We start from the raw sequence: 21,875 nt of genomic DNA, 5'->3' as shown, positions 1-21,875 counted from the left end.
CGAAACCCGCGATTCAGCCGGGTGGCCGCCCGCCGCCCGCGCGGTTCGCCGGATCGGAGCAGCGGGACGGGCACGCATTCCCCCGATTGCTCTTGCTCGACAAGGGAAAACGGCGCGGATACCGGTCGCGCGCACTCGACCGGGTTACGGCAGCAGACCCACCGTGACGCACCCCGGGTTGTCAGCCGGACAACAGCACCGGCAATGTCCGAAAAGGAGCTTCGGCAAACAGGTGAATCGGACCCGGCTACCCGATCGAGTGATTGTCGAGAACATCCACCTTGCTATGTTGATGCGCGGCGCCGCTCACGATTCGCATTCCTCTCCGGAAAAACCGCTCGCGCTGTCTTCCGGCGTTTTCGACGTTAGGTGGTTTCGCAGTGATCGTCCCGAGCCCCTCCGCACTGTCCACTGTGGCCGCCGCGCCCCGTCCGGAAGCGGGAGAACGATGACGACCGTGGACGCCCGCACCGGGGCCCGCTCCGTGGCCGAGGTGCTGGACTGGAGCCGGAGCAGGTGGGAACCGGCGATGCGCGCGGCGGTCGACCGGCTGCCAGTATCGATGCGCCGGATCGCCGGCTACCACCTCGGCTGGTGGGACGAAACCGGAACGGCGACGACCACGTCCGGCGGCAAAGCCCTGCGCCCCGCGCTGGTCCTGCTGTGCGCGGAGGCGTGCGGCGGAGACCCGGAAGACGCCGTTCCCGCGGCGGTGGCCGTCGAACTGGCACACAACTTCTCGCTGCTGCACGACGACGTGATGGACGGCGACCGCACCCGGCGGCACCGCCCCACCGCGTGGACCGTGTTCGGCACCGGCCAAGCGGTGCTGGCCGGGGATTCCCTGCTGGCGCTGGCCTTCGACGTCCTGTCCGCGGACGGCCCGGCCGCCGCCCGCCTGCTGAGCACCGCGGTGCTGGACCTGCTGCACGGTCAGCACGAGGACCTGGCGTTCGAGCAACGGACCGACGTCGAAGTGGCGGAATGCGTCCGAATGGCCCAAGGCAAAACAGCGGCCCTGCTGAGCGCGGCGTGCACGCTGGGCGTGCTGGTCGTCGGAGGCCGCGGCGAGCACGTCGAACGTTTCGGCCGCTTCGGCCGCTCGCTGGGCCTGGCCTTCCAGCACGTCGACGACCTCCTCGGCATCTGGGGCGACCCGGCGGTCACCGGCAAGCCGGTCTACTCGGACCTGCGCAGCCGCAAGAAATCCCTCCCCGTCGTCGCGGCGCTCGCCTCCGGCACCTCAGCCGGCCAGGAACTGGCGATGCTGTACCGGCAGCCCCTCGCGGACGACTGCCTCGCCAAGGCCGCGGCGCTGGTCGACGAAGCCGGCGGCCGGTCGTGGAGCCACGCCCAGGCCGACGAACTGCTCACCGACGCGCTGACTGCCCTGACCGCGGCCAACCCCGCCCCGCGCGCGACGGCCGAACTGACCGCGATCGCCGAACTCATCACCCGCCGGGACCACTGACCGTCACCGCCCCGGCCGGCTCAGCCCTTCGTCCCCCGCCCCCTGGGAAAGCACCACCTGATCGGTGTTCGCGAGCGCTTCCTTCCCGCGCTCGCTCGGCGGTGCGGCCGTGAGGTCCCGCAACCGGATCGGCGGCCCGAGGTCGATCAACGTGGGCACGTACTCCGCCTTGTCCACTGTCCATTTCCCGCCGGCCCGGCTGAACCGGAACCGAGCCGCGACGCCCTCCTCGGTGGACCCGCGAGGTTCGTCGTGCCGCGCGACCTCGTTGCCGAGCCCGAACGCCACCCACTTGCCGCCGACCTTCTGGAACGGCTGCACCACATGCGCGTGATGCCCGACGATCAGATCGAGATCCGGCGACGCCGTCAGCTTCTGCGCCAACTGCTTCTGGTCAGCGGTCACGTCGTGCTGGTACTCGACTCCCCAGTGCAGGCTCGCGATCACGACCTCCGCCCCGGCCGCCTTCGCCTCCCGCGCCGCGGAGAGGATCTCGCCGGGGTCGATTTCGTTGGCCAGCCACGGTTTCCCGGCCGGCCGTTTGATCCCGTTGAACCCGAACGAATACGACAGCTGCGCGACCTTGACCCCGTGCACGTCCAGGATCAGCGGTTTCCCCGCCTCCTCGGCCGAACGCGCGGAACCGGTGTGCTTGATCCCGGTCCGGTCGAGTTTGTCGAGCGTCCGCTGCACCCCCGCCGCGCCCTGGTCGAGCGTGTGGTTCGACGCGGTGGAACAGGTGTCGTATCCGGTGTCCTTCAACGCGTCCGCGATTTCCGGCGGCGCGCTGAACGACGGATATCCGCTGTACGGCCCGCCTTCCGGCGCGAGCGGCGTTTCGAGATGGCAGATCCCCAGATCCGCGCCGGACACGAGCGGTTTGACCCCGGCGAACAGCTGCCGGTAGTCGATTTTCCCGCCTCCGTCCGCCTCGGCCTGGTCGGTGAGCCGCGGGTGGATCAGCACGTCCCCGGTCGCCACGACGGTGAACGAATCCGGCGAAGCGGCCGCCGAGGAAGACGACGACGGTCCGGCCGAGGACCGGTGCGGGGCGGCTTCGCTCCCACACGCCGCCAGCATCAGCGCGACCCCGGCGAGGGCGGCGGCGCGGCGCGTGTTCGTCATGATCATCCCCTTTGCCCGACTGCCCGGCACATCCTTCCTTATCACCCTTGTGGGTTAACAACCCGGTCGTGACCTGGCCAAATGCTCAGGCTAGGCAGTCGGAGGGTTCTCCGCGCGTCAACGCCGGATCGGTCTGGTCGAACGTCCGCGCGACGCCGGGACCGGACGTGCGCGTCTCGAACCGCACGGTCACCCGGCCGTGCCCCGCGCCCTGCACCCAGCCCGTGCCGAACTCGGCGTGCACCACGTCGTCGCCTGGCCGCCACCCCGATGACGACACGGGCGCGCTCCCGCCCGGCGACGGCGCCGAAGTGACCACCGGCTCCTCCGTCGCCACAGGCACGGTCAAGCTGAACAACGCGTCCTGATGCGGCACCGAAAGCCCGCTGAACGCCACGCCCGCGAGCCGCACTCCGCCGAACTCCTGCGGGTCGAGCAGGAGCCGTTCCGCGGTAGCCGCAAGCTGTTCGAGGTCATCGGTGGGCGACGCGGTGGTCTCGGAGCGGGTCACCGTGCTCATGTCGGTATGCCGCAGCTTGATCACGACAGTGCGCGCGACGCGACCCGCCTTCACCAGGCGAGCGTGCGCGCCAGCCGCGATTTTCCTTACCTCGGCCCGCAATCGGGCGAGATCGACCACGTCGACGTCAAAGGTCGTCTCCGCACTCACCTGTTTGGCCTCGCCGCGCTCCGCGACCGGACGGTCGTCGAATCCGCTCGCCAGCCGTCGCAAGTCGCGGCCGACCACGCCGCCGAGCGTCGACACCGCGTCCGGCTCGGGCAACGCCGCCAGCTCGCCCAAGGTAAGCACGCCGATCGTGCGCAACTTCGCTTCCGCCACCGGCCCAATCCCCCACAACGCGCGCACCGGCAGCGGGGCCAGAAACTCGCGTTCGGTCCCCGGCGGCACGACGAGCAGACCGTCCGGCTTCGCGCGGTCCGAACCGATTTTCGCGACCTGCTTGCCTGTCCCCGCCCCGATCGACGCGGTCAGCCCGGTCTCTTCCCGGATCCGCGTCCGCAGTTTCTCGGCCCACTCGGTCACCTGCTCGACCGAAGCACCGGCCAGCGCGGGCGGTTCGGCGAACGCCTCGTCGAGGGAAATCCGTTCCAGCACCGGCGCGACCTCGCTGACGACGTCGAAAACCTGCTTGCTCAGCATTTCGTACAACCGGAACCGCGGCGGCAGCACGACGCCACCAGCCGGAAGGAGCCGTCGAGCCTGCGACATCGGCATCGCGGAACGCACGCCGTACTCGCGGGATTCGTAGCTCGCCCCGGCGACGACGCCGCGGTGTCCGGTTCCGCCGACCACGACCGCGCGCCCGCGCAGCGTCGGCCGGGTGAGCTGCTCGGCGGAGGCGTAGAACGCGTCGAGGTCCAGGTGCACGACCCAGCGAGACATCTCAGGTCCCGGCGTCCAGGAGCCGTTGCAACGCCTTGGTGTAAGTCTCGAACGCGGCGCGGCCCTTGCTGGTGAGCCGCACCAGCGTGACCGGCGTGCGGTGTTCGTAAGCCTTGGTGATCTCGACGTACTCGGCGTCCTCGAGCTTGCGCAGATGGGTCGAGAGGTTGCCCGCGGTCATCTCCAGCAGCTGCTGCAGCCGCGGGAACGTGATCTGGTCGGCCGGACGCAGCCCGGCGAGCGCGACCGTGACGCGCAGGCGCGCCTGGGCGTGGATGACGGGGTCGAGTTCCGGCAGCTCAGTCACGGGGCCGCACCACGTAGACCAGCGCCGCGACCGCGAATCCGCCGCCGCCGGCGAGCGAGAGGACGAGGAAGTTGCCGGGCACGCCGACCAGGACGCTCGCCCCGCCGCACACGATGATCCAGCCGCCGAGGAAGTACTGCCGCAGGTCCTGCCACAGCATCCCGCCCGCCAGGTAGAGCGCGCCGGTCAGCAGCAGCGAGGTGCCCGACCACAGCAGCGGCACGAGGTCGGAGCCTTCGGGAAGGAGTTTGGTGACCCGGATGTCGATCAGGCACAGCGCGGCGAACGAGATCCCCCACGACCAGCCGTACATCGCGCCGATCCGCCGGGACGGGCCGCGGATGCCCCGGCTGGGTTTGCTGCCGTGCCAAGCGGAATAGGCGATCGCGCCCGCCATGAGCACCGCGACGACGAGGCCCGCGACCCAGCCGGGCAGCAGCGCCGCCGACCGCTCGTCGGAGAGGTAGACGAGGCCCCAGCCGAAGAGCCAGGTGAACGCCCAGACGCCGAGCAGACGCGCCGGGCTGACTCGCAGCTCCCGGCGCGTCCGCTCGTGCTGAAGGGCGATGAGTTCGAGCGACTCCGCCGCGGACAGCGGCTCGCCCTCGTCCTCGACGGGGTCCCCCGCGTCGTTGTTCACCCCGGACCGCCCTTCCCCCGTACTGACCCCGCATGCAGCACGGAAGCTAACACGTCACGCGACCTTCACCGGGCCCAGCCGGAACCGCCGCACCACCACGAGCGCGGGCACGACCAGCCACGCGGCCAGCACGCCGACCGCGAGACCGAGCCCGCCGGCGTGGTCCACCGGAAGCGTGCCGACGCGGCCGAGCCAGTACGTAGGGAAGAAGCGCGCGAGCGCGGACATCCATTCCGGCAGGAACGCGAGCGGCATCCACAACCCGCCGAACACGCCGAGCGGCAGCATCAGCGCCCCGGTCATCGCACCCACCGTGTCGCCCTTGCCGAACAGGCCGAGCAGCAGCCCGAGCACCGCGAACGGGAGCGCGCCGAGCCACAACGAGACCCCGCTGAGCAGCCACTGCGCCGCGGTGAGCTGCACCCCGCGCACCGCGCCGGCCACGAAGATCACCACGACCACCGGCAACGCCATCGCCATCGCGGACGCGATCTTCACCGCGAGATAGCCGGGCCCGCGCATCGGGGTGAGCCGCAATTGCCGCTGCCAGCCGTCCGTCCGCTCGGTCGCGACGCGGGTCCCGGTGAACAACGCACCGCTCATCGCGCCGTACGCGCCCATGTTGATCATCGTGGTGACGCTCGCCTTGATCCCGCCCGGCCCGACCTGATCGCCGAACAACCCGCCGAACAGCAGGAACATGCCGAGCGGGACCGCGATGGTGAACAACGCGAACTGCGGGCTGCGGACGATGCGCAGGATCTCCAAGCGGAGGTAGACGAGGTTCATCGGAGCGCTCCCTGCGGCTCGTCGGAGGTGAGGGCGAGGAACGCTTCCTCCAGCCCCGCGGAGGTGATCTCGATCGAGCTGGCCCGCGGAAACTCCGCGAGCAACGCCCGGATCGCCAGGTCGGAGTCGGTGCAGCCCAGTTCCGCGCGATCGCCCTGCACGCGTGCGCTGGCGACCCCTGCGAGTGCGGCCAGAGATTCCTCACGGGCACCCGGTATCGCTGCCCTGATCACCCGCCCGGACACATTCGCCCGCACCTCGTCGACCGCCCCGTCCGCGACGACCTTCCCGTGCCGCATCAACACGACGCGGTCCGCGTAGTCCTCCGCCTCGGCGAGGTAATGCGTCGCGAAGAGGACAGTGCGCCCTTCCGCGGTGAACTCATGCATCGACGCCCAGAACTCGCGCCGAGCGTCGACGTCCAACGCCGCCGTCGGCTCGTCAAGAACCAGCAACTCCGGGTCGCCCGTGAGCGCGAGCGCGTACCGGACCCGCTGGAGCTGCCCGCCGGACAACTTCCCGCACCGCCGCTTGGCGAACTCCCCGATCCCGGCCCGCGCGTAAACCTCCTTGGCGGGCAAGGGATTCTCGAACATCGACCGATGCAACTCGACCAGCTCGGCCGGCGTGACATCCCGGAGCAAGAACCCGTTCTGCACCATCGCCGCGAGCCGCCCGGAGTCGAGCGCCGCCCGAGGCGCCCCGCCGAACACTTGCACGCTTCCCTCATCCGGCGAGGCAAGCCCGAGCAACATGTCGATAGTGGTCGACTTGCCCGCACCGTTCGGCCCGAGCAACGCGACGACCTCGCCCCGCCGCACCGCCATCGACACGCCGTCCACCGCGCGGACCTGCTTGAACTGCTTCACCAGGCCGGTCAGCCTGAACGCTTCCGTCATCTCGTCCCCCAGTTCGCTGTCTTCAACTTTGTAACACAAAGTGGGTTGTGGTGGAAAGTAGTGGGTGATGCCGAGTCGTTCACCAAGCGGAATCCGGGTCGGCTAATCCGGTTGCTCCTGGCAACCAGCCGCACTACCGTCCCGCTTCATGACGATCTTTGCCCGCTGCCGCCAGTCCTGATCCCGGCACGACTTTCCGGCCCGCCTGCCACCAGGCGGCGCCCGCTCTGCGTGCCGGACCGCGTCTCGTCCGGAAAGGACACTTCCGCTTCATGGGCAAGCACCTCGTCATGGTCGGCTGCTCCGCGCCGAGCCACGTCTACCCCTCGCTGGGGATCATCCGCGAGCTCGTGCGACGCGGGCACCGGGTCAGCTACGTCGTCGGCGAACCGCTCGCCGAACTGGTCGCAGCGACCGGCTCGGACGTCGTCGCGCATCCCACGATCTTCCCGCTCGGTCCCGGCGCGGAATGGCCGGAGGACCCGGCCGAAGCGATGCGCGTTTTCCTCGACGAGGCCGTCGCGATCCACCCGCAGCTGCTCGAAACCTTCGACCAGGACCCGCCCGACCTGCTGCTCTACGACATCGGCGGCCTCGGCGCCCCACTGCTCGGCCTCCGCTACGACGTGCCCGCGGTGCAGCTCTCCCCCACCTACGTCGCCTGGGACGGCTACGAAGAAGAACTCGCCGACGTCCTCAAACCGATCCGCACGTCACCGTCCGGAATGGACTACCAGCGAGCGTTCACTCAGTGGCTGGCCCAAAACGGCGTCACCGAAGACGCCTGGACCTGGCTCGCGCGACCAGTGCCGATCCTGTCGCTGATCCCGCGCGCGATGCAGCCGAACGCGGACCGCGTGCCGGAGGACCGCGTCCAGTTCGTCGGCCCGTGCCTAGACCCGGCGCGCGCCGCCGAGCACTGGACGCCGCCGTCCGACGGGAAACCAGTGCTGCTCGTGTCGTTTGGCACCGCGTACAACGACCAGCTCGACATCTACCGGCACTGCATCACCGAATTCGAGGACTGGCACGTCGTGCTCTCGGTCGGCAAGCACGTCTCGAAGGACGACCTCGGCCCGCTGCCGGAGTCGGTCGAGGTGCACGAAACGGTGCCGCAGCTGGCGATCCTCGACGTCGCGTCCGCCTTCATCACGCACGCCGGGATGGGCGGTTGCACGGAATCCCTGTGGTACGGCGTGCCGACGGTCGCCATTCCTCAGGCCGTCGACCAGTTCGGCAACGCCGCGCAACTGGAGGCGTTAGGGGTCGGCAAACATCTGCCCGCGGAGCAGGTGACCGCCCAGTCCCTCCGCGAAGCCGTCGACGAGGTCAGCAGTTCGCCTGACGTGGCCGCGCGATTGGCCGAGCTGCGTGCGGAACTCCGTGCCAACGGCGGCATCGCCGCGGCTGCGGACGCGGTGGAGAAGTTCCTGGACTGAGCGCCCGCCCCGGCTTGGCCGCAAGCCCGGCGGAGCGGCTACCCAGCCCGGATCTCATTGAGATAGTTGTAAATCGTGTAGCGCGTCACCTCGAGCTGCCCGGCCAGATGGTCGACCGCGTCCTTGATCAGGAAGTACCCGGCCTCGTCCAGCTCGCGCACCACCGCCGATTTGTGCCGCTTCTTCATCAGCTCCACCGGAATCCCGGACTTCCCGATCGCGCGTCCGACGAGGAACCGCTGCAGGCTGTCGACGTCGGGCAGGAACGTCTCCTCCCTCCGTTCCTCGGACGTCTGCGCCGCGGCCGGAAGTTCGCTGTTCACGCACAAACACCCGATCGCGGTACCCTCGGCGTCGCGCAGAAACAGCGTGGACGAACGGATCTCGCGCCCGTCCGGACTGTGCGTGCGGTAGTTGGTCAGATCCTGCGTCGTGCCCCGCCGGACGAGCCCGAGCAGCAGATCCGTCATCGGCCCGCCGACCGAGCGGCCGGTGAGCTTCCCCGCGATCGCGACGATCGAATCCGGCAGCTTCGACAGGTCGTGCAGCAGCACCTCGTTGCCCGGACCGAGCATCGCCGCCAGCCCGTCCACCGCCGGAATCAGCGCGGTGAGCAGCTCATGCGTCGCCGTGCCCGAAGCCGACGCGACCGGCACGACCCGGCGAGGCCGCAGCAGCGTTTCCAACGCATCCCGCACCAGGTCAGCAGCCGCCGCCGGGGTCGACGCGTGCGGCGACAACCGGACGTGTTCCGGACGGACCGTCGCCGCGATCCCCGCCGCCGTCAACGCCGCCCCGACCTGCTCCGCGGGTTTGTCCGGCAACGAGAACGCGAGAATCCCGGCCCGCCGCTCAGTCGCCGACACGATCTCCGCACCGAACGAACGCAGCACTTCTTCGAGTTCGCCGACGCGTTCGCCGATCCGGTTCGCGATCGCCGCGACGCCCGTTTCCTCGACCAGTTCGAGCGCCGCCGCGAAGGCGCCGGACGTGACCGGGCTGAGGTTCGAGATCGACCAGCTGGCCGCGGTCGGGTCGGCCGGGTGGATCTCGTTGTCGAACAAGCCGGGATCGCGCGCGCCGGTCCACCCGGAGAGGATCGGGTCCATTCGCGCGAGCGCCCGGTCGGACAGCACGGCGAATCCGGTGCCCCAGCCCGCGCGCAACCACTTCTGCCCGCCGACCACGAGCACGTCGGCGACTTCCCACGGCGCGTCGATCACCCCGAAGCCCTGGATCCCGTCGACCACCAGCAGCCGGTCGCCGACCACCTCGCGCAGCGCGGCGAGATCGGCCCGGTAGCCAGTGCGGAAATCGACCGCGCTCACCGAAACGACAGCGGTTTCCGGAGTGAGCGCGTCCGCGAGCCGGTCGGCGGTGACGTAACCGCCTTCCAGCCGCCGCATCCGCACCCGCCCGGCCTGTTCGGCACGCGCCCACGGATACGTGTTGGCCGGGAATTCCGCGGCCGACACGAGCACTTCGCCGTGGCTGTTGAACGCGGCCTGGAACAGACCGAGGCTGGTGTGCGGGAGCAGCACGGTGTGGTCGGTGTCGCTGCCGCAGAGCCGCGCGGCCGCCGCTTTCGCGCGGATCTCCTGCCGCATCAGCTCGTCCACAGTGGACGGACCGGCCTTGGTCGTCGCCTCCAGCAGCCGCGCGGTGGTGTCTAAGACAATGTGCGACGGCGGCCCGAACCGCGCGAAGTCCAGGTAGCCCGCGGGCTCGTCGAACTGGAGCAGGTACCGGGGCGGGATCCGGGTCACGAGAGGACCCGCGCGAGGAACTGCCGCGTCCGCTCGTGGTCCGGGGACTTCAGCACGCGTTCGGGCGGCCCCGTTTCGACCACCGCGCCGTCGGCGAGGAAGACCACCTCGTCGGCGGCCTCCGCGGCGAAGGCCATCTCGTGCGTCACGACCACCATCGTCATCCCCTCCCGAGCCAACGTACCCATCACCGCGAGCACCTCCCCGACCAGCTCCGGGTCCAGCGCGGACGTCGGCTCGTCGAACAGCATGAGCTTCGGCTTCATCGCCAGCGACCGCGCGATCGCGACGCGCTGCTGCTGCCCGCCGGACAGCTGCCCCGGGTACGCGCCCGCCCGGTCCGCGAGCCCGACGCGGTCGAGCAGGTCCAGCGCCTCTTTCCGCGCCTTGTCCGGGTCCACGCCGAGCACCCGCACCGGTCCCTCGACCACGTTCTCCAGCGCGGTCCGGTGCCCGAACAGGTTGAAGCGCTGGAAGACCATGCCGATGTCCCGGCGCTGCCGGGCGACGTCCTTCTCCCGCAGCTCGTACAGCTTGCCGCCGCGGAGCTTGAACCCGATCGGCTCGCCGTCCACCCAGACCTGGCCGCCGTCGATCGTCTCGAGATGGTTGAGGCAGCGCAGAAACGTGCTCTTCCCCGCTCCCGACGGTCCGAGCAGGCACACCACCTGTCCTTTGCGGACCTCCAGGTCGATGCCCTTGAGCACCTCGGTGTGCCCGTAGTTCTTGCGGACCCCGACAGCTTTCAGCAACGGTTCAGACACGCGCACCCCTCACCAGCGGCATCCCCTTGAACGCCTTCCCGACCCGCGCGACCGGACTCCGGTCGGCCGCCCCGAACGAACGTTCAAGGTAGTGCTGGCCGATGCCCGCCACCGTCACCACGACCATGTACCAGATCGCCGCCGCGATGAGCGTCTCCATCACCAGCAGGTTGTTGGACGAGATGTTGTTGGCCGCGTGGATCAGCTCGGTCACGCCGATCACCGACGCCATCGACGTGCCCTTGAGCATGTTGATGAAGTCGTTGCCGGTCGGCGGGATGATCACGCGCATCGCCTGCGGAAGAACGACCCGGCGCAACGTCGCGCCCGGCGTCATGCCGATGGACTTCGCCGCCTCGGTCTGCCCTGCGTCGACGCTGGTCAGCCCGGCACGAACGATCTCCGCCATGTACGCGCTCTCGTTCAGCGCCAGCCCGAGCAATGCCGCGGTGAACGCGCTGATCAGCACGTTCGTCGGCTCGTGGACGAGATAGCCGCAGAAGGGCAGCGGGATCGAGACGGTCGGGAAGATCAGCGCCAGGTTGTACCAAATCAGGATCTGCAGCAGCACCGGAAGCCCGCGGAACAGCCAGATGTAGGCCGCCGCGAACCACTTCGCGACCGGGTTGGCGCTCAGCCGCAGCAACGCGATCAGGACGCCGAGCACGATCGCGATCGCCTGCGCGATCACCGCCAGCACGACGGTGTTGAGCAGCCCGAGCGCCATCACGCGGTAGAAGACGAAGTCCGGTACCGAACCCCACTCGATCTGCGCCTGCGCGAGCGCGAAACCCAGCAGCACCAGCAGGGCGACGATCACCGCCGCGCTGACCCAGCGTCCCCAGTGCCGCAGCCGGACGATCGGCAGCGGTTCAGCTTCCGCCATTGACGGCCGCCTCCTTGATCGCGCCCTGCTCGACGCCCCAGGACTGCAGGATCTTGCCGTACGTCCCGTCCGCGACGAGCGACTGCAACGCTTGTTTGACGGCGTCGCGCAGCTTCGAGTTGTTCTTCGCGAAGCCCATCCCGTACGGCCCGCCCTCGATCGGCTGGCCGGGCACGACCTCGAAGAACTTGCCGTCGCCCGCGGTGCGCGAAATGTAGACCGCGCTCGGCAGGTCGTTGAGAATCGCCGCGACGCGACCGGTCCGCAGCTGATTCTGGTTCTGGTTGTCGCTGTCGGTCGCGGTGACCGTGATCGCCGGCTTGCCCGCCTGGGTGCATTTCGCGCTCTGCGCGGTGGCGAACTTCTGGTGGCTGGTGCCCTGCACGACCGCCACGTTCTTGCCGCACAACGTGTCCGGCCCGGTGATGCCGTCCGGGTTGCCCTTGCGGATCATGATCGTGATGCCGGACGAGAAGTAGTCGACGAAGTCGATCTGCTGCTGGCGTTCCTTGGTGTCGTTCATCGCGGCCATGGTCAGGTCGACGCGGCCGGACTGCAGGCTCGTGATCAGCGAACCGAACGCCAGGTCCTGGTAGGCGACGGTCACCCCGAGCTTCGCCCCGACGGCCTTGGCGAGATCGACCTCGTAGCCGATCGGCGTCTTGCCGTCCGCGGCGTAGAAGTTGTTCGGCGCCGACTGGATGTTGGACGCCAGCCGCAATGTCTTGGCCTGCGCCACCGCCGGCGGCAACGCTCCGGCGAGCTGCGGGTCGGCCTTGATCGACCCGAGCAACGCGGTGTTGTCCGGAACAGCGCTCGGCTTCTGCGGCTGCCCGCCGCCGGCCCCGTCGGGACCCCCTCCACAGGCAGTAGCGAACGCGAGCAGACCGCCGAGCACAGCGGCCTGCCAGGCACGGGAACGAAGCGCCGACATGCGGACCCTCCAGGACGTCGTTGGTTCCGCGGGACGCTACAACTGGTTGTTAAAGAGGTCAACAAGCAGTTGAATTTCTGTCTCGTCTAGCGTGCGGACATGACACCCGACGAGAGCCTCCGCCAGTTCTGGACCGAACGACGGCTCGCGTCGCTCACGACGGTCCGGCCCAACGGGACGCCGCACGTGGTCGCGGTGGGCGTGACGGTCGACTTCGAGCAGGGCATCGCCCGCGTGATCGCCTCCGGGACCTCGTACAAGGCGCGCCTTATCCGCGCCGCTGGAGACGCTGGGCTGGCTGCCGCGGTGTGCCAGTTCGAGGGCCGGACTTGGTCCACGATGGAAGGCCGGATCCGTCTCCTCGACGATGCCGCTTCAGTCCGCGACGCCGAGGAGCGTTACGCCCAGCGGTACCGGCAGCCGCGGGAAAACCCGCAGCGAGTGGTCTTGGAACTCACCATCGGACGGGTGCTGGGCAACGCCTGAGGCTCTGCGGGTTGGGCTTTCGCCCCGGTCACACGAACTGCGCCAGCAACCCTTCCGCACTGCGCACCACAACCTGCGCCGCGGCCCGGTCCGCCAACGCGCGGTCCGGCCGCTCCGCCTCGTGCCGCCACCGCATCACCGCGTCGAGCCCGGCTTCGTACATCTCGCGCGGATCCGTACCCTCCGCGAGCCCCAGCCGCTCCTCCGACGCGGTCCCCTCCGCGCCCAGCAACCGCACGGCCTCCTCCGCGGACTCCCCCGCCAACGCCGTCCGCCCGCCGCGAATGTCCGCGATCAACCGCAACTCACGGAAGTCGTGCGCACTGGCCGAAAACCGCTCGACCCGCGCCGCAAGCCGATCACTGTGCGGTCGCGGCTCCGCGTTCAGCACGGTCTCCAACCGAATCAACGCCGTCCGCGCACGCAACGCGTCCGCACGCGCGGCGAAACAACCCGCGATAGTGTCGCGAAGCTCGCCAAGACCGCTACGCCGCACCAGTTCCGCCGACAGCTTCACGCGGTCGTCACAGCCCGTACGGATCAACGTGAGTGCCAGCTTCACTCCGAACAACCCGAAGCGCACTACCAACGACCGTCGCGTCTCGACCGACACTGGTCCCGGAAACGCTGGATCAGTAAAGGTGTCGACCGACAGCAGATACCGCTCCAACTCCTCACGCGGTACAGCCGCGAAGGCCGCGAGAAGTTCGAACTCGTCATCAGTGAACGCGCGCGCCCCGTACGCAAGCTGCGCCGCCACCGCGATCACGCCTTGGAATCCGCTGCACAGCGGGTCTTCGCGCCACGCGCGCCGCGCTATCTGCTTCGCGGTAAGCAGTGCGTCGATTCGCCCAGCGCCGGTCTCGTCCGCGCGCGCCAGCACAAGGATCGTGTCGACGGCCGTCTGTCGCGCGAACGCCGAAGGCGCTGTCGGACGCAACGTCGCCAAGTGGTCGGGTTCAAGGTGACGTAGCAGCTGTACGGAGGCGTCGGTGAGCGTCGACGGGTGCGGCGCGTCGAGAAACTCCAGATCGCGCAACGCCCGCGTCGGCCAGTCCCCCAACGCGGCGGTCAACGTCGATTTCCCCGTGCCCGCAGCCCCTCCGATGCCCACCCGGAGCGGCTCGTCGAGATGGTCAAGCGCTTCCCCCAGCAACGCCGAAGCCCTCGGGCTGTCGCGGTAGTACGCAGAAGCATCCGCCAGAAGCGCCCGAACGTCCTCAACCACGCGCGACACCACTCCTCACTCGACTCGCCCCGAACATCCTCGGCTACCCGGCAATGCGCCGCTCACCGAGTCCCGCCGTTGCCCAGCCGACCTCAGCCGAAACCGCCCTCAACCGCCCAAGAACGACACATTCCCGACCGCCAAGCCCTTCCAGCCCGCAGTGCCGCCTCCCAAACCGGTTCGCCCCCGCCGAAGCAAGCCGCCACCAACCGACGCGGCTGGGCCACGCGGACTCGTCGCAGTGCAACGCATCGAGACCAACTGACGCCCACGATGCGGAAACCCGCTCAAGCTCGCCGCGACCAGGCCGCCCCGCCGGTCACGCAGACAACTCCTTAGGGGCCCGGTTGGCCAGCATCCCCAACTCCCCGGCCCGCTTGTGCAATCCCGCGAGCCGGTCGATCTCCCGCCGCAGCGCCGCGCTGCGCCGCTCCCGCTCGGCCGATCCGGCGATGATCATCTCGCGCTCCCGCGTCAGCTCGTCGGCAAGACCGTCCGCGAGTTCGGTGAAGTGGTCCCGCAACCGTCGCTGCACGTGGCGGATCGCGTCGCGGCATTCCTTGCTGAACCGCAGGAACACGTCGTCGACGTGCCGTTGCGCGGTCATCTTCGCCACCGCCTGCCGGCGTTGCAGCCGCATGCCGCCCTCGTCGCTGATCGTCTTCGCCGCGAACGCGACCCCCGCGCCGATCGACACCGGGTTGATCAACGGCAGCCCCGCCAAGCCGGTCACGAGGCCGAACATCAGCACGCCGCCATACGAACCGCGCAGCCCGGTGAACGCTTTCTGCCCGATCTTGAACCGTTCGATCCGCGGCTGCCGCACCTCGGCGATCCGGTCCGCGCCGGAGTCGGTCAACGCCAGGTCCGGCAGGTCGTACTGCGCGCCGAAGCTCACCGCCACCGCCTGCGCGATCCACTCCGCGCGCTCGGCCGCGAAGGTGTAGGTCGTCTCGACCGCTTCCGCGAGCGTGCTGTCCAGCCACGGCCCGAACTCGTCCCACACCTTCACCGGGTCCCCGCGGTCGAAGGTCTCGTCAATCGTCTCGACGATCTTCCGGGTGCGTTCGCGCAGGTCGTACTCCGCGTCGGACTGGAGGTCAGCGATCTCGTCCGCCAGCAGGTTCTGCCAGCGGCTGTTGCGTCGGCGCAACTCGTCAGCGCGGCGCTGCGAACGTTGCAGCAGCGTCGTCTGATCAACGCCCGCTTCCTGTCCCGCCGCCTCGGCGCGCGCCCGCAACGTCTCGACCAGCTCGGCCGCCGCAGCGCGCACACTCACCGCCGCGAGCAAAGCAGCCGTGCTCTCCGCGGGCCGCGACACCTGCGTCGCGATCCAGGAAAGCAGCTCCGGGAACCCGGACCGCGCGTTGAGGTCTTGGTCACCGCCCTTGGCCGCGGCGAACCGAACCGTCGCCGACACGGGCAGCACCGGCGAATCGATCCCCGCTGCCGACAACGCGGTGCGGTTCTGTTCGGCAACCGTGCGCCATCCGGGGCTGACATCGATCTTGGTCAGTGCGACTACCACGTGCGGGCACCAGGTCCGGATGTGGTGCGCCAACGCCAGTTCGGCCTGATCCAGCGGAGCGGCGGCGTCGGAAACGAGAATGACCGCGTCCGCGTCCGCGAGAACGTCCAGAGCGGCAGCGGTGCGAGGCGATCTCGGGTCGCCGATCGCCGGGGTGTCGATGAGCACCAAGCCCGCGGACAGCAAATCGCGCGGCACCCCGACCTCGACCCGCCGCAGGGACCCGGCCGGCCGGGCGCCGACCTCGCCGGTCAGCTTCTCGATCTCGACCGGGATGCGTTCTTCGGCGCGTCCGACGAGCGTCGCGCCGGGTTCGGCCGCGTACGCGACCTCGATCGGCACCGCGGGGGTCGCCGCGTCGCCGACCGGGCAGACCGGCGCGTTGAGCACCGCGTTGACCAGGTAGCCCTTGCCTTGCTTGGGAAATCCGAGCACCGCGACCCGCGTGCCTCCCGGCGGCCGGTCCTGACGCCGGCGAAGGCGTTGCGCCAGGTCTTCGCGGCCGTGCGTCCGGCAGGCATCCGCGGTCTCGGCGAGCACTTCGAGCCAAGCTGGAGCCGTCACGGCGAACCAGTGTCCCCCGTGTACGGGGAGTATCCGAACCGGGTGGTGGCTCCGCGGTCGCACCCAGACCGCGGAGCCACTCCCGGATTACCTCTGCTCAGAGGGAAAGGTGCAGCTCACCGCCGCCGTGCGAGGTTTCCGCACCGGCGTGCAGGTCAAGGCCGAGGCCCTGGTGCCCGAGGTCGGAAACCGACGAGACGGTGTCGTGCACCATGCCGACGCCCGCGTCGGTCCCGGTGTGCGTCTCGGTCGCGGCGTCGGAACGCTCGGCGTCGCCGTGCGAAACGAGCGAGTGCGCCTGCTGGGTCACGCCGTTCACCGCGTGGTTCAGCCCGTTGGCGCTGAGCGTGTTGCTCAGGCTGCCGACGTTCTCGGTGACGGTCCCCACAGTGTCGCTGACGTGCCCGGCGATCCCGCCGCCAGCCTCAGTCGCGTGGCCAGCGACCTGTCCGGCGGAGTTCGCGACCGGCAGGTCGCCGAGGCTGACCGGCGAAGCCGCGGCGAGCTCGCCGCCGACGTGCTGCACCTGCGAGACCGCACCGTCAGCCGCGGTGGCCGCCTGGCCGCTCGCCTGCGCGACGGCGTTGGAGTCCAGCCCGCTGGCCAGGTCGTTGCCGAGGGAGAGCGCGCTGGTCGGGTTCTGCACCAGCGCGGTGACGGACGCGGCAGCGTTCTGCACGTCGCCGAGCCCCGGCGCCGAGGACAGCCCCGGGACGGCCGGAAGACCCGGCCCCGCCGGAACCGACGGCAGCTCGCCAGCCGCGGGCAGCGCCGGAACGGCACTGGCGACGTCGCCGACGCCGGGCAGCTCGCCGAGACCCGGCAGTTCACCGACACCCGGCAGCGCACCCGCGCCCGGCAGCTCGCCGACGCCCGGCAACGCACCTGCACCCGGCAGCTCACCGACGCCGGGCAGATCGCCGACACCCGGAAGCGCACCGGCACCCGGCAGTTCGCCGAGCCCGGGCAGCTCGCCCACACCCGGCAGCGACGGCAGGTCACCACGGCCCGGAAGCTCGCCAACCGCGGGCAGCGCCGAAGCACCAGCCACGTCGCCGACGCCGGGCAGTTCGCCGATACCAGGCAGGTCGCCGACGCCCGGCAACTCACCCGCGCCCGGCAGCTCGCCGACGCCCGGCAACGCACCGGCACCCGGCAGCTCGCCGAGGCCGGGCAGCTCGCCCACGCCCGGCACCGACGGCAGCTCGCCGAGACCCGGAAGCCCGGGCGTGCCCGCGGACGCCGACGCGCCGCCAGCCGCCCCGCCGCCAGCCGAAACGCCGAGCGAAGCGGTCAGCGCCTGCAGCTGCTCGATCGCGCCCTGCGGGCCGTCGCCGAGCGCAGTGGTCAAGTCGCCCGCCTGGGGCAGCTGGCCGAGCGAGGCCAGGTGGTCCACCGGCACGTAGTCGAGCACCAGCGGGGCGACCTCGTTCACATCGGCGGCGCTGATGTCGCCCAGCCCAGCAGCGGCCAGCGCGGCCTGCGGGTCCTGGCCGAAAGCGGCGAGCGCGGACGGGTCTTGGAGCAAGCTGAGCGTGAAGTCGTGCAGAGTCTGCACCGAATCCATGGGGGGATCTCCACTTGTAGTGATTACGGGGGATGCCCGGCCGTCCCCGGCCGAGCGTGGCGCCCAACGTAGGGACGGGGCACCCGCGCTCACATCGGGGTTTACACCCAGTCGCGCCTCGCTCAGCCGTTAGGGGGTCGATATGAGATCGTTAGGGAGTTAGGGGATCGGACACGCGGAACCCGGTTGGGTTAAATCCCACCCCACTCTTGCCCGTCTGACCCGAACGGGTGAGGATGCGTATCCGTTCAGTGAGTTACGCCCCTTGGCCGAACCCTGACTGCGACGAAGGGAGGAAGCGGCGGTGCCCTACGTGCTCGGCATCGACCTCGGCGCTGCCCGGACCCACGCCGCGCTCCGTCGCCGGCAAGGTGACCGGTGGGACGATCCCGAGCCGTTGTGGCTGGGCGAGAGCACGCCGGCGACCGCGACCGCGCTCTTCCTCGACGACGAGGGCTACCTGCTCACCGGCGACTCGGCCGCGCAAGCCGGCACCGCAGTGCCGTCCCGGCTGATCACGGGTTTCCACCGCCGCATCGGCGACGACGTGCCGGTCTTCCTAGGCACAGAACCCTTCACGCCGGAATCGCTGACGACCGTCTTCGTCGAAGGCATCGCCGACGTCGCGGCCAGCCAGGCCGGCGGACCGGCCCGCCAGCTCGTCGTCACCCACCCCGGTGACTGGGGCGGTTACCGACGCGAACTCCTGCGGCAGTCGCTCGCGGAGTCCGGTTTCACGGCGGTCACTCTCGTGCCCAGCGCGGTCGCCGCCCTCTATGCCCACCTCCCAGAACCCGGCGCGGGCGACCGAACGGCCGCGGTGTGCGAGTTCGGGCCGGACGGCGTCACCGTCACCCTGGCGACCGCCTCGGGAGCCAGCGGCTGGATCGCCCGCAACAGCGCCGAGGGCATAGCACCGAATTCCGCGGTCAAGACAGCCTTTGGCCTCGCGCAGGCGGCCAACGTCGCCCCCGAGTCGCTGGCGGGCATCGTGTTCTGCGGCGAACCCGGCCCAGGCACTCGCCCAGGACGCCTGCCCTGCCCGTTCTTCCTGGGCCCGCAACCTGCGGATACGGCCGCCATCGGGGCCGGGATCCTCGCCAGCCAGCGGACGCGCCCCCTCGCTCGACGGGAAGCCCCCGCCCCCGAAACCACCTTGCTTCCGCGAGTCGACCGCGAACCCGAACTTCCCGAAAGACCCGAGCGGCCGCCGGTGGAGATCACTCCATTCACGCTGCCGGAGCCCGAGGGCGCTGCCAAACTGTTGCGTCGATGGCGACCGCTCGCCGCCGCGGCGGCAGTGCTGGCGGTCAGCTCCTCGATCTTGATCGCGGTCCTCACGTCCCACGAAGCGACCGCCGACAAGGAACCCGTTTCTCCCCGTCCCCCTGTCCTGAGCTCGTGCGCCCACCCAGCCACAGCTCCCTCCGGTGAAGGTCACTGTTGAACGCACTGCTGGCGAAAACCGGCAACGACGCCGTCCACCCCGCAGCCCGCCGCCTCCTTGAAGAACTCGCCGACACCCCCGCGACCCCAGTCCGGCTCGTGGTCGTCGCGCCGGGAGGCTACGGCAAGACTGCCTTGCTGGGCGCCCTCGATCGCAGCTACCGCGAAGCTGGCGTCGAGGCCACCGTCGTCGACGACGCCGACCAGCTCGACGACGATGACCTGACCAGGCTCACCATGCTCGCGGCCGCCAAAGAGGGACCGCTTGTGGTGGCACATCGTCCAAACCCTCGCGCACAAGCGTTGCGGTCCCTCGGCGAAACGCTGCTGCTGCCGCCGCTCACCGTCGACGAAGTCGGCAAACTCGCCAAACAACTCACCGGACGCACCGCGGACGCCTCCGCCCTGCACGCCAGCACCGGAGGCGTCCCTCGTCTCGTGGAACGAGTCGTAACCGCCCGTCTCGCGGACTTCCGCGCCGAGCTGGCTGCACTCGACGACGACGTTCTCCGCTACCTCATCGCCGCCGAGGCCGGTGCCGCCCGCAACCTCGACCTGCTGTGTTCGTTGCTGGAGCGCACACCGGACGAACTGCCCGAAGTAGTCGACGGGGCCCGCGCTACCGGTCTCCTCGACGCCGAAGACAACCTCCTGCCTGCCGCCGCCGAAGCGGTGCGCGCTTACGGGCCGCCCGCCCGTCGCTTAGCGGTGCTGCAACAACTCGTGGAAGCACAGCTGGCGCAAGGCCTGCCCGTACTCGACCTCGCGACGTCCCTGCTCGACGCCGGCAGCTCCGGAGGCTCCGCGGCCACCGCATTCGCGACTGCCGCCAGCGAAGCACTCGCCACCGACCCAAAACACGCCGCGCGGCTCTTTGAAGCCGCAGCGGAGGCCGGTGCCCGCGACGCCGCGACCACCACGGGCTGGGCCCGCGCCGCCGCCCTGTCTGGGGATTTGGACACCGCCCTCCGCCTAGGCGACGGCATGCTGTCCGGCGACGACCCCGAGGCACGAGCCGCCGGCGCCGAGATCGCCGCGACCGTCCTGGCTCACCGCGGCGAACTAGCCCGCACCGCAGAGCTGTACCGCTGGGCCGCCGCCACGGACAGCTGGTCCCGTCAACACGCAGCCACACCGGTATCCACCCCCGGCGGCCACGACTCCACCCGCCCCGACGACGCAAGCCCCAACGCGGCGGCCACCTCCACAAACTCCCAAGATGCCGCACTCCCCCATCACGGGAACACGGCCGAGTCGCGTACAGACCCCGCTTACGCTCCCGGCAATCCCGCGTTCCCGACGTCACCCCAGCCAAACGGCGAAAGCTATCGCTGGGTAGGCCCGGGTGCGGTGGATGCGTTCGCCACGATCGCCCTAGTCGGCACTGGCCAGGCCACGGATGTTCAACCTGTCGCCAACGTCCCGACGCCGGGCGTCGCGCCGACGTTGTTCACCGGTGCCGCAGCGCGAACAGCGAGCGGCATCGTGGAATCGGTGTTGGGCTGCGGAACAGAGGCGTTGCCGACGCTCGTAGGCGCTGCAGCAATGCTCGAACCAGCGGTCGGCGGTGCACCGCTTCCGGACAGTCCAGCCGCACTCGCCGCACTCGCCGGCCTGCACGCAGGTGAATTGGCGCTCGCGGAATCGGTGCTGGAACGAGCACTAGCCAGCAGCGTCGGCGGCGACTTGCTAGCAACCCGGCACCGGCTGCTGCTCGGCTGGGTCGCGATGACCGGCGGCCATCTCGCCGCGGCGACTGAACACCGCGACGCCGTCGCTGGCACCAAACTAGAAGCACGCGACGAACTGTTCTTCGCGACGCTGGAGCTCGGCCTCGCCCGCCGGGCGAGCGATTTGGTCGGGCTGCAACAGTCGTGGGAACGGGCGTATCAGGCGTCCATGCGTCAACAGGTGGACTTGTTCACGCTCTTGCCATTGGGCGAACTGGCAATCGCCGCCGCGCGGACCGGTGCGCACGCCAAACTGTCCCGCCGGCTCGAGCGTGCACACGCCATGCTCGACCGTCTCGGCAATCCTCCTTTGTGGACGGTCTCGCTGTGCTGGCACGAACTGCACGCCGCGATCACCACGGAAGACCGGGCCACCGCCGAAAAGCAACTGGCAGCACTGAACCGCTTCGCCGACTGCGGCCGCTATCCGGCCGCGCTCGCCCGCGCGGCAGGCTGCTGGCTCGCGGTGCTCGGCGGCACGTTCGATCCCGGCGAGATCTCCGCAGCAGCCGCGGAACTTCACGAGCTGGACCTGTGCTGGGACGCTGCCCGCCTGGCTGGCCAAGCCGCGATTCGCACCTCCGACCGCAAGGCGATGGTCCAACTCCTCGAAGCGGCTCGGCAATTCCAAGGCACGACTGGACGTCTCGAGTCCGCCACCCCGGCACCAGGCGCGGCGACCGGTCTGAGCGCACTCAGCGAGCGCGAGCTTGAAGTCGCCCGTCTGGTGGTTGACGGCCTGACCTACAAACAAGCCGGCAGCAAACTCTTCATTTCCGGCAAGACTGTCGAACACCACATGGCCCGCATCCGCGGCAAACTCGGTGCCGCAGACCGTCGCGAACTGCTCGCAACCCTGCGCGAACTCCTCGCCAAACCGACCGCGCACTGAGTCGTGAAC

The 21,875-nt window shown here is 69.9% G+C and carries 18 protein-coding genes; 5 read left to right on the top strand and 13 right to left on the bottom strand.

Annotated elements, in window-relative coordinates; genetic code table 11:
* Positions 1-448: 448 nt before the first annotated feature.
* Positions 449-1,471: a family 2 encapsulin nanocompartment cargo protein polyprenyl transferase gene (locus tag CU254_RS06055; protein WP_009073756.1), complete on the top strand. Its 1,023-nt coding sequence runs from the start codon at positions 449-451 to the stop codon at positions 1,469-1,471.
* 3 nt (positions 1,472-1,474) lie between these two features.
* Here the strand turns inward: CU254_RS06055 and CU254_RS06050 are convergent, their stop codons facing one another.
* From CU254_RS06050 to CU254_RS06025, 6 genes are all read right to left on the bottom strand, one after another.
* Complete coding sequence (locus CU254_RS06050) at positions 1,475-2,602, bottom strand: CapA family protein (protein WP_199785814.1); 1,128 nt, start codon at positions 2,600-2,602, stop codon at positions 1,475-1,477.
* 79 nt (positions 2,603-2,681) lie between these two features.
* A complete protein-coding gene (locus tag CU254_RS06045; RefSeq protein WP_009073751.1) occupies positions 2,682-4,001 on the bottom strand; it encodes a DNA polymerase IV in 1,320 nt (439 codons plus the stop codon).
* 1 nt (position 4,002) lies between these two features.
* On the bottom strand, positions 4,003-4,308 hold the full coding sequence (locus CU254_RS06040) for a transcriptional regulator (protein ID WP_009073749.1): 306 nt from the start codon (positions 4,306-4,308) through the stop codon (positions 4,003-4,005).
* On the bottom strand, positions 4,301-4,948 hold the full coding sequence (locus CU254_RS06035; protein WP_009073747.1) for a hypothetical protein: 648 nt from the start codon (positions 4,946-4,948) through the stop codon (positions 4,301-4,303). The genes CU254_RS06040 and CU254_RS06035 overlap by 8 nt, the downstream gene beginning before the upstream one ends.
* A 54-nt stretch (positions 4,949-5,002) precedes the next feature.
* Positions 5,003-5,737 carry an ABC transporter permease gene (locus tag CU254_RS06030; protein WP_009073745.1) on the bottom strand — a complete coding sequence of 245 codons (735 nt, stop codon included), beginning with the start codon at positions 5,735-5,737 and terminating at the stop codon, positions 5,003-5,005.
* On the bottom strand, positions 5,734-6,636 hold the full coding sequence (locus CU254_RS06025; protein WP_037712700.1) for an ABC transporter ATP-binding protein: 903 nt from the start codon (positions 6,634-6,636) through the stop codon (positions 5,734-5,736). Before CU254_RS06025 ends, CU254_RS06030 begins: the two co-directional genes overlap by 4 nt.
* A gap of 272 nt (positions 6,637-6,908) precedes the next feature.
* Here CU254_RS06025 and CU254_RS06020 point away from each other — a divergent pair, with 272 nt between their 5' ends.
* On the top strand, positions 6,909-8,075 hold the full coding sequence (locus CU254_RS06020) for a macrolide family glycosyltransferase (protein WP_009073741.1): 1,167 nt from the start codon (positions 6,909-6,911) through the stop codon (positions 8,073-8,075).
* A gap of 38 nt (positions 8,076-8,113) precedes the next feature.
* Here the strand turns inward: CU254_RS06020 and CU254_RS06015 are convergent, their stop codons facing one another.
* Genes CU254_RS06015 through CU254_RS06000 form a run of 4 tightly spaced genes read right to left on the bottom strand, consistent with a single transcriptional unit; the run spans position 8,114 to position 12,425 of the window.
* Positions 8,114-9,841 (bottom strand): aminotransferase class V-fold PLP-dependent enzyme, encoded by a 1,728-nt coding sequence (locus CU254_RS06015; protein WP_009073739.1) that lies wholly within the window; start codon positions 9,839-9,841, stop codon positions 8,114-8,116.
* Positions 9,838-10,605, bottom strand: a complete 768-nt coding sequence (locus CU254_RS06010; RefSeq protein WP_037716685.1) for an amino acid ABC transporter ATP-binding protein — start codon at positions 10,603-10,605, stop codon at positions 9,838-9,840. Before CU254_RS06010 ends, CU254_RS06015 begins: the two co-directional genes overlap by 4 nt.
* On the bottom strand, positions 10,598-11,491 hold the full coding sequence (locus CU254_RS06005) for an amino acid ABC transporter permease (RefSeq protein ID WP_009073736.1): 894 nt from the start codon (positions 11,489-11,491) through the stop codon (positions 10,598-10,600). Before CU254_RS06005 ends, CU254_RS06010 begins: the two co-directional genes overlap by 8 nt.
* On the bottom strand, positions 11,478-12,425 hold the full coding sequence (locus tag CU254_RS06000; RefSeq protein ID WP_009073734.1) for an ABC transporter substrate-binding protein: 948 nt from the start codon (positions 12,423-12,425) through the stop codon (positions 11,478-11,480). The genes CU254_RS06005 and CU254_RS06000 overlap by 14 nt, the downstream gene beginning before the upstream one ends.
* Before the next feature lie 99 nt (positions 12,426-12,524).
* On the opposite strand from CU254_RS06000, the gene CU254_RS05995 reads away from it, so the two are divergent.
* The gene (locus tag CU254_RS05995; protein WP_009073732.1) at positions 12,525-12,911 is read left to right on the top strand and encodes a pyridoxamine 5'-phosphate oxidase family protein; all 387 of its coding nucleotides are present in this window, start codon (positions 12,525-12,527) and stop codon (positions 12,909-12,911) included.
* A 28-nt stretch (positions 12,912-12,939) separates the two neighbouring features.
* Here the strand turns inward: CU254_RS05995 and CU254_RS05990 are convergent, their stop codons facing one another.
* The 3 genes from CU254_RS05990 to CU254_RS44790 all read right to left on the bottom strand — a co-directional run bounded on the left by CU254_RS05990 (position 12,940) and on the right by CU254_RS44790 (position 17,798).
* Complete coding sequence (locus CU254_RS05990) at positions 12,940-14,139, bottom strand: GTPase (RefSeq protein WP_037712698.1); 1,200 nt, start codon at positions 14,137-14,139, stop codon at positions 12,940-12,942.
* Positions 14,140-14,458: 319 nt separating this feature from the next.
* On the bottom strand, positions 14,459-16,231 hold the full coding sequence (locus CU254_RS05985; RefSeq protein WP_037712696.1) for a dynamin family protein: 1,773 nt from the start codon (positions 16,229-16,231) through the stop codon (positions 14,459-14,461).
* A 97-nt stretch (positions 16,232-16,328) separates the two neighbouring features.
* Positions 16,329-17,798, bottom strand: a complete 1,470-nt coding sequence (locus CU254_RS44790) for an IniB N-terminal domain-containing protein (protein WP_037712694.1) — start codon at positions 17,796-17,798, stop codon at positions 16,329-16,331.
* Positions 17,799-18,102: 304 nt separating this feature from the next.
* Between CU254_RS44790 and CU254_RS05975 the strand changes: the two genes are divergently transcribed.
* Entirely contained in the window at positions 18,103-19,245 is a 1,143-nt protein-coding gene (locus CU254_RS05975; RefSeq protein WP_037712692.1) for a molecular chaperone DnaK, read from the top strand.
* Complete coding sequence (locus tag CU254_RS05970; RefSeq protein WP_037712690.1) at positions 19,242-21,866, top strand: helix-turn-helix transcriptional regulator; 2,625 nt, start codon at positions 19,242-19,244, stop codon at positions 21,864-21,866. Before CU254_RS05975 ends, CU254_RS05970 begins: the two co-directional genes overlap by 4 nt.
* Positions 21,867-21,875: the final 9 nt, after the last annotated feature.

This window comes from Amycolatopsis sp. AA4, from assembly GCF_002796545.1.
GTDB lineage: Bacteria > Actinomycetota > Actinomycetes > Mycobacteriales > Pseudonocardiaceae > Amycolatopsis.
Note: the sequence above shows the minus strand (reverse complement) of the source record. Positions and strands in the feature narration are given on the sequence as shown.

Coding starts and splice junctions, on each gene's coding strand:
- CU254_RS06050 (WP_199785814.1), bottom strand. CDS start 2,602: ATGATCATGACGAACACGCGCCGCGCCGCCGCCCTCGCCGGGGTCGCG.
- CU254_RS06045 (WP_009073751.1), bottom strand. CDS start 4,001: ATGTCTCGCTGGGTCGTGCACCTGGACCTCGACGCGTTCTACGCCTCC.
- CU254_RS06020 (WP_009073741.1), top strand. CDS start 6,909: ATGGGCAAGCACCTCGTCATGGTCGGCTGCTCCGCGCCGAGCCACGTC.
- CU254_RS05995 (WP_009073732.1), top strand. CDS start 12,525: ATGACACCCGACGAGAGCCTCCGCCAGTTCTGGACCGAACGACGGCTC.
- CU254_RS06005 (WP_009073736.1), bottom strand. CDS start 11,491: ATGGCGGAAGCTGAACCGCTGCCGATCGTCCGGCTGCGGCACTGGGGA.
- CU254_RS44790 (WP_037712694.1), bottom strand. CDS start 17,798: ATGGATTCGGTGCAGACTCTGCACGACTTCACGCTCAGCTTGCTCCAA.
- CU254_RS06025 (WP_037712700.1), bottom strand. CDS start 6,636: ATGACGGAAGCGTTCAGGCTGACCGGCCTGGTGAAGCAGTTCAAGCAG.
- CU254_RS06000 (WP_009073734.1), bottom strand. CDS start 12,425: ATGTCGGCGCTTCGTTCCCGTGCCTGGCAGGCCGCTGTGCTCGGCGGT.
- CU254_RS06030 (WP_009073745.1), bottom strand. CDS start 5,737: ATGAACCTCGTCTACCTCCGCTTGGAGATCCTGCGCATCGTCCGCAGC.
- CU254_RS06055 (WP_009073756.1), top strand. CDS start 449: ATGACGACCGTGGACGCCCGCACCGGGGCCCGCTCCGTGGCCGAGGTG.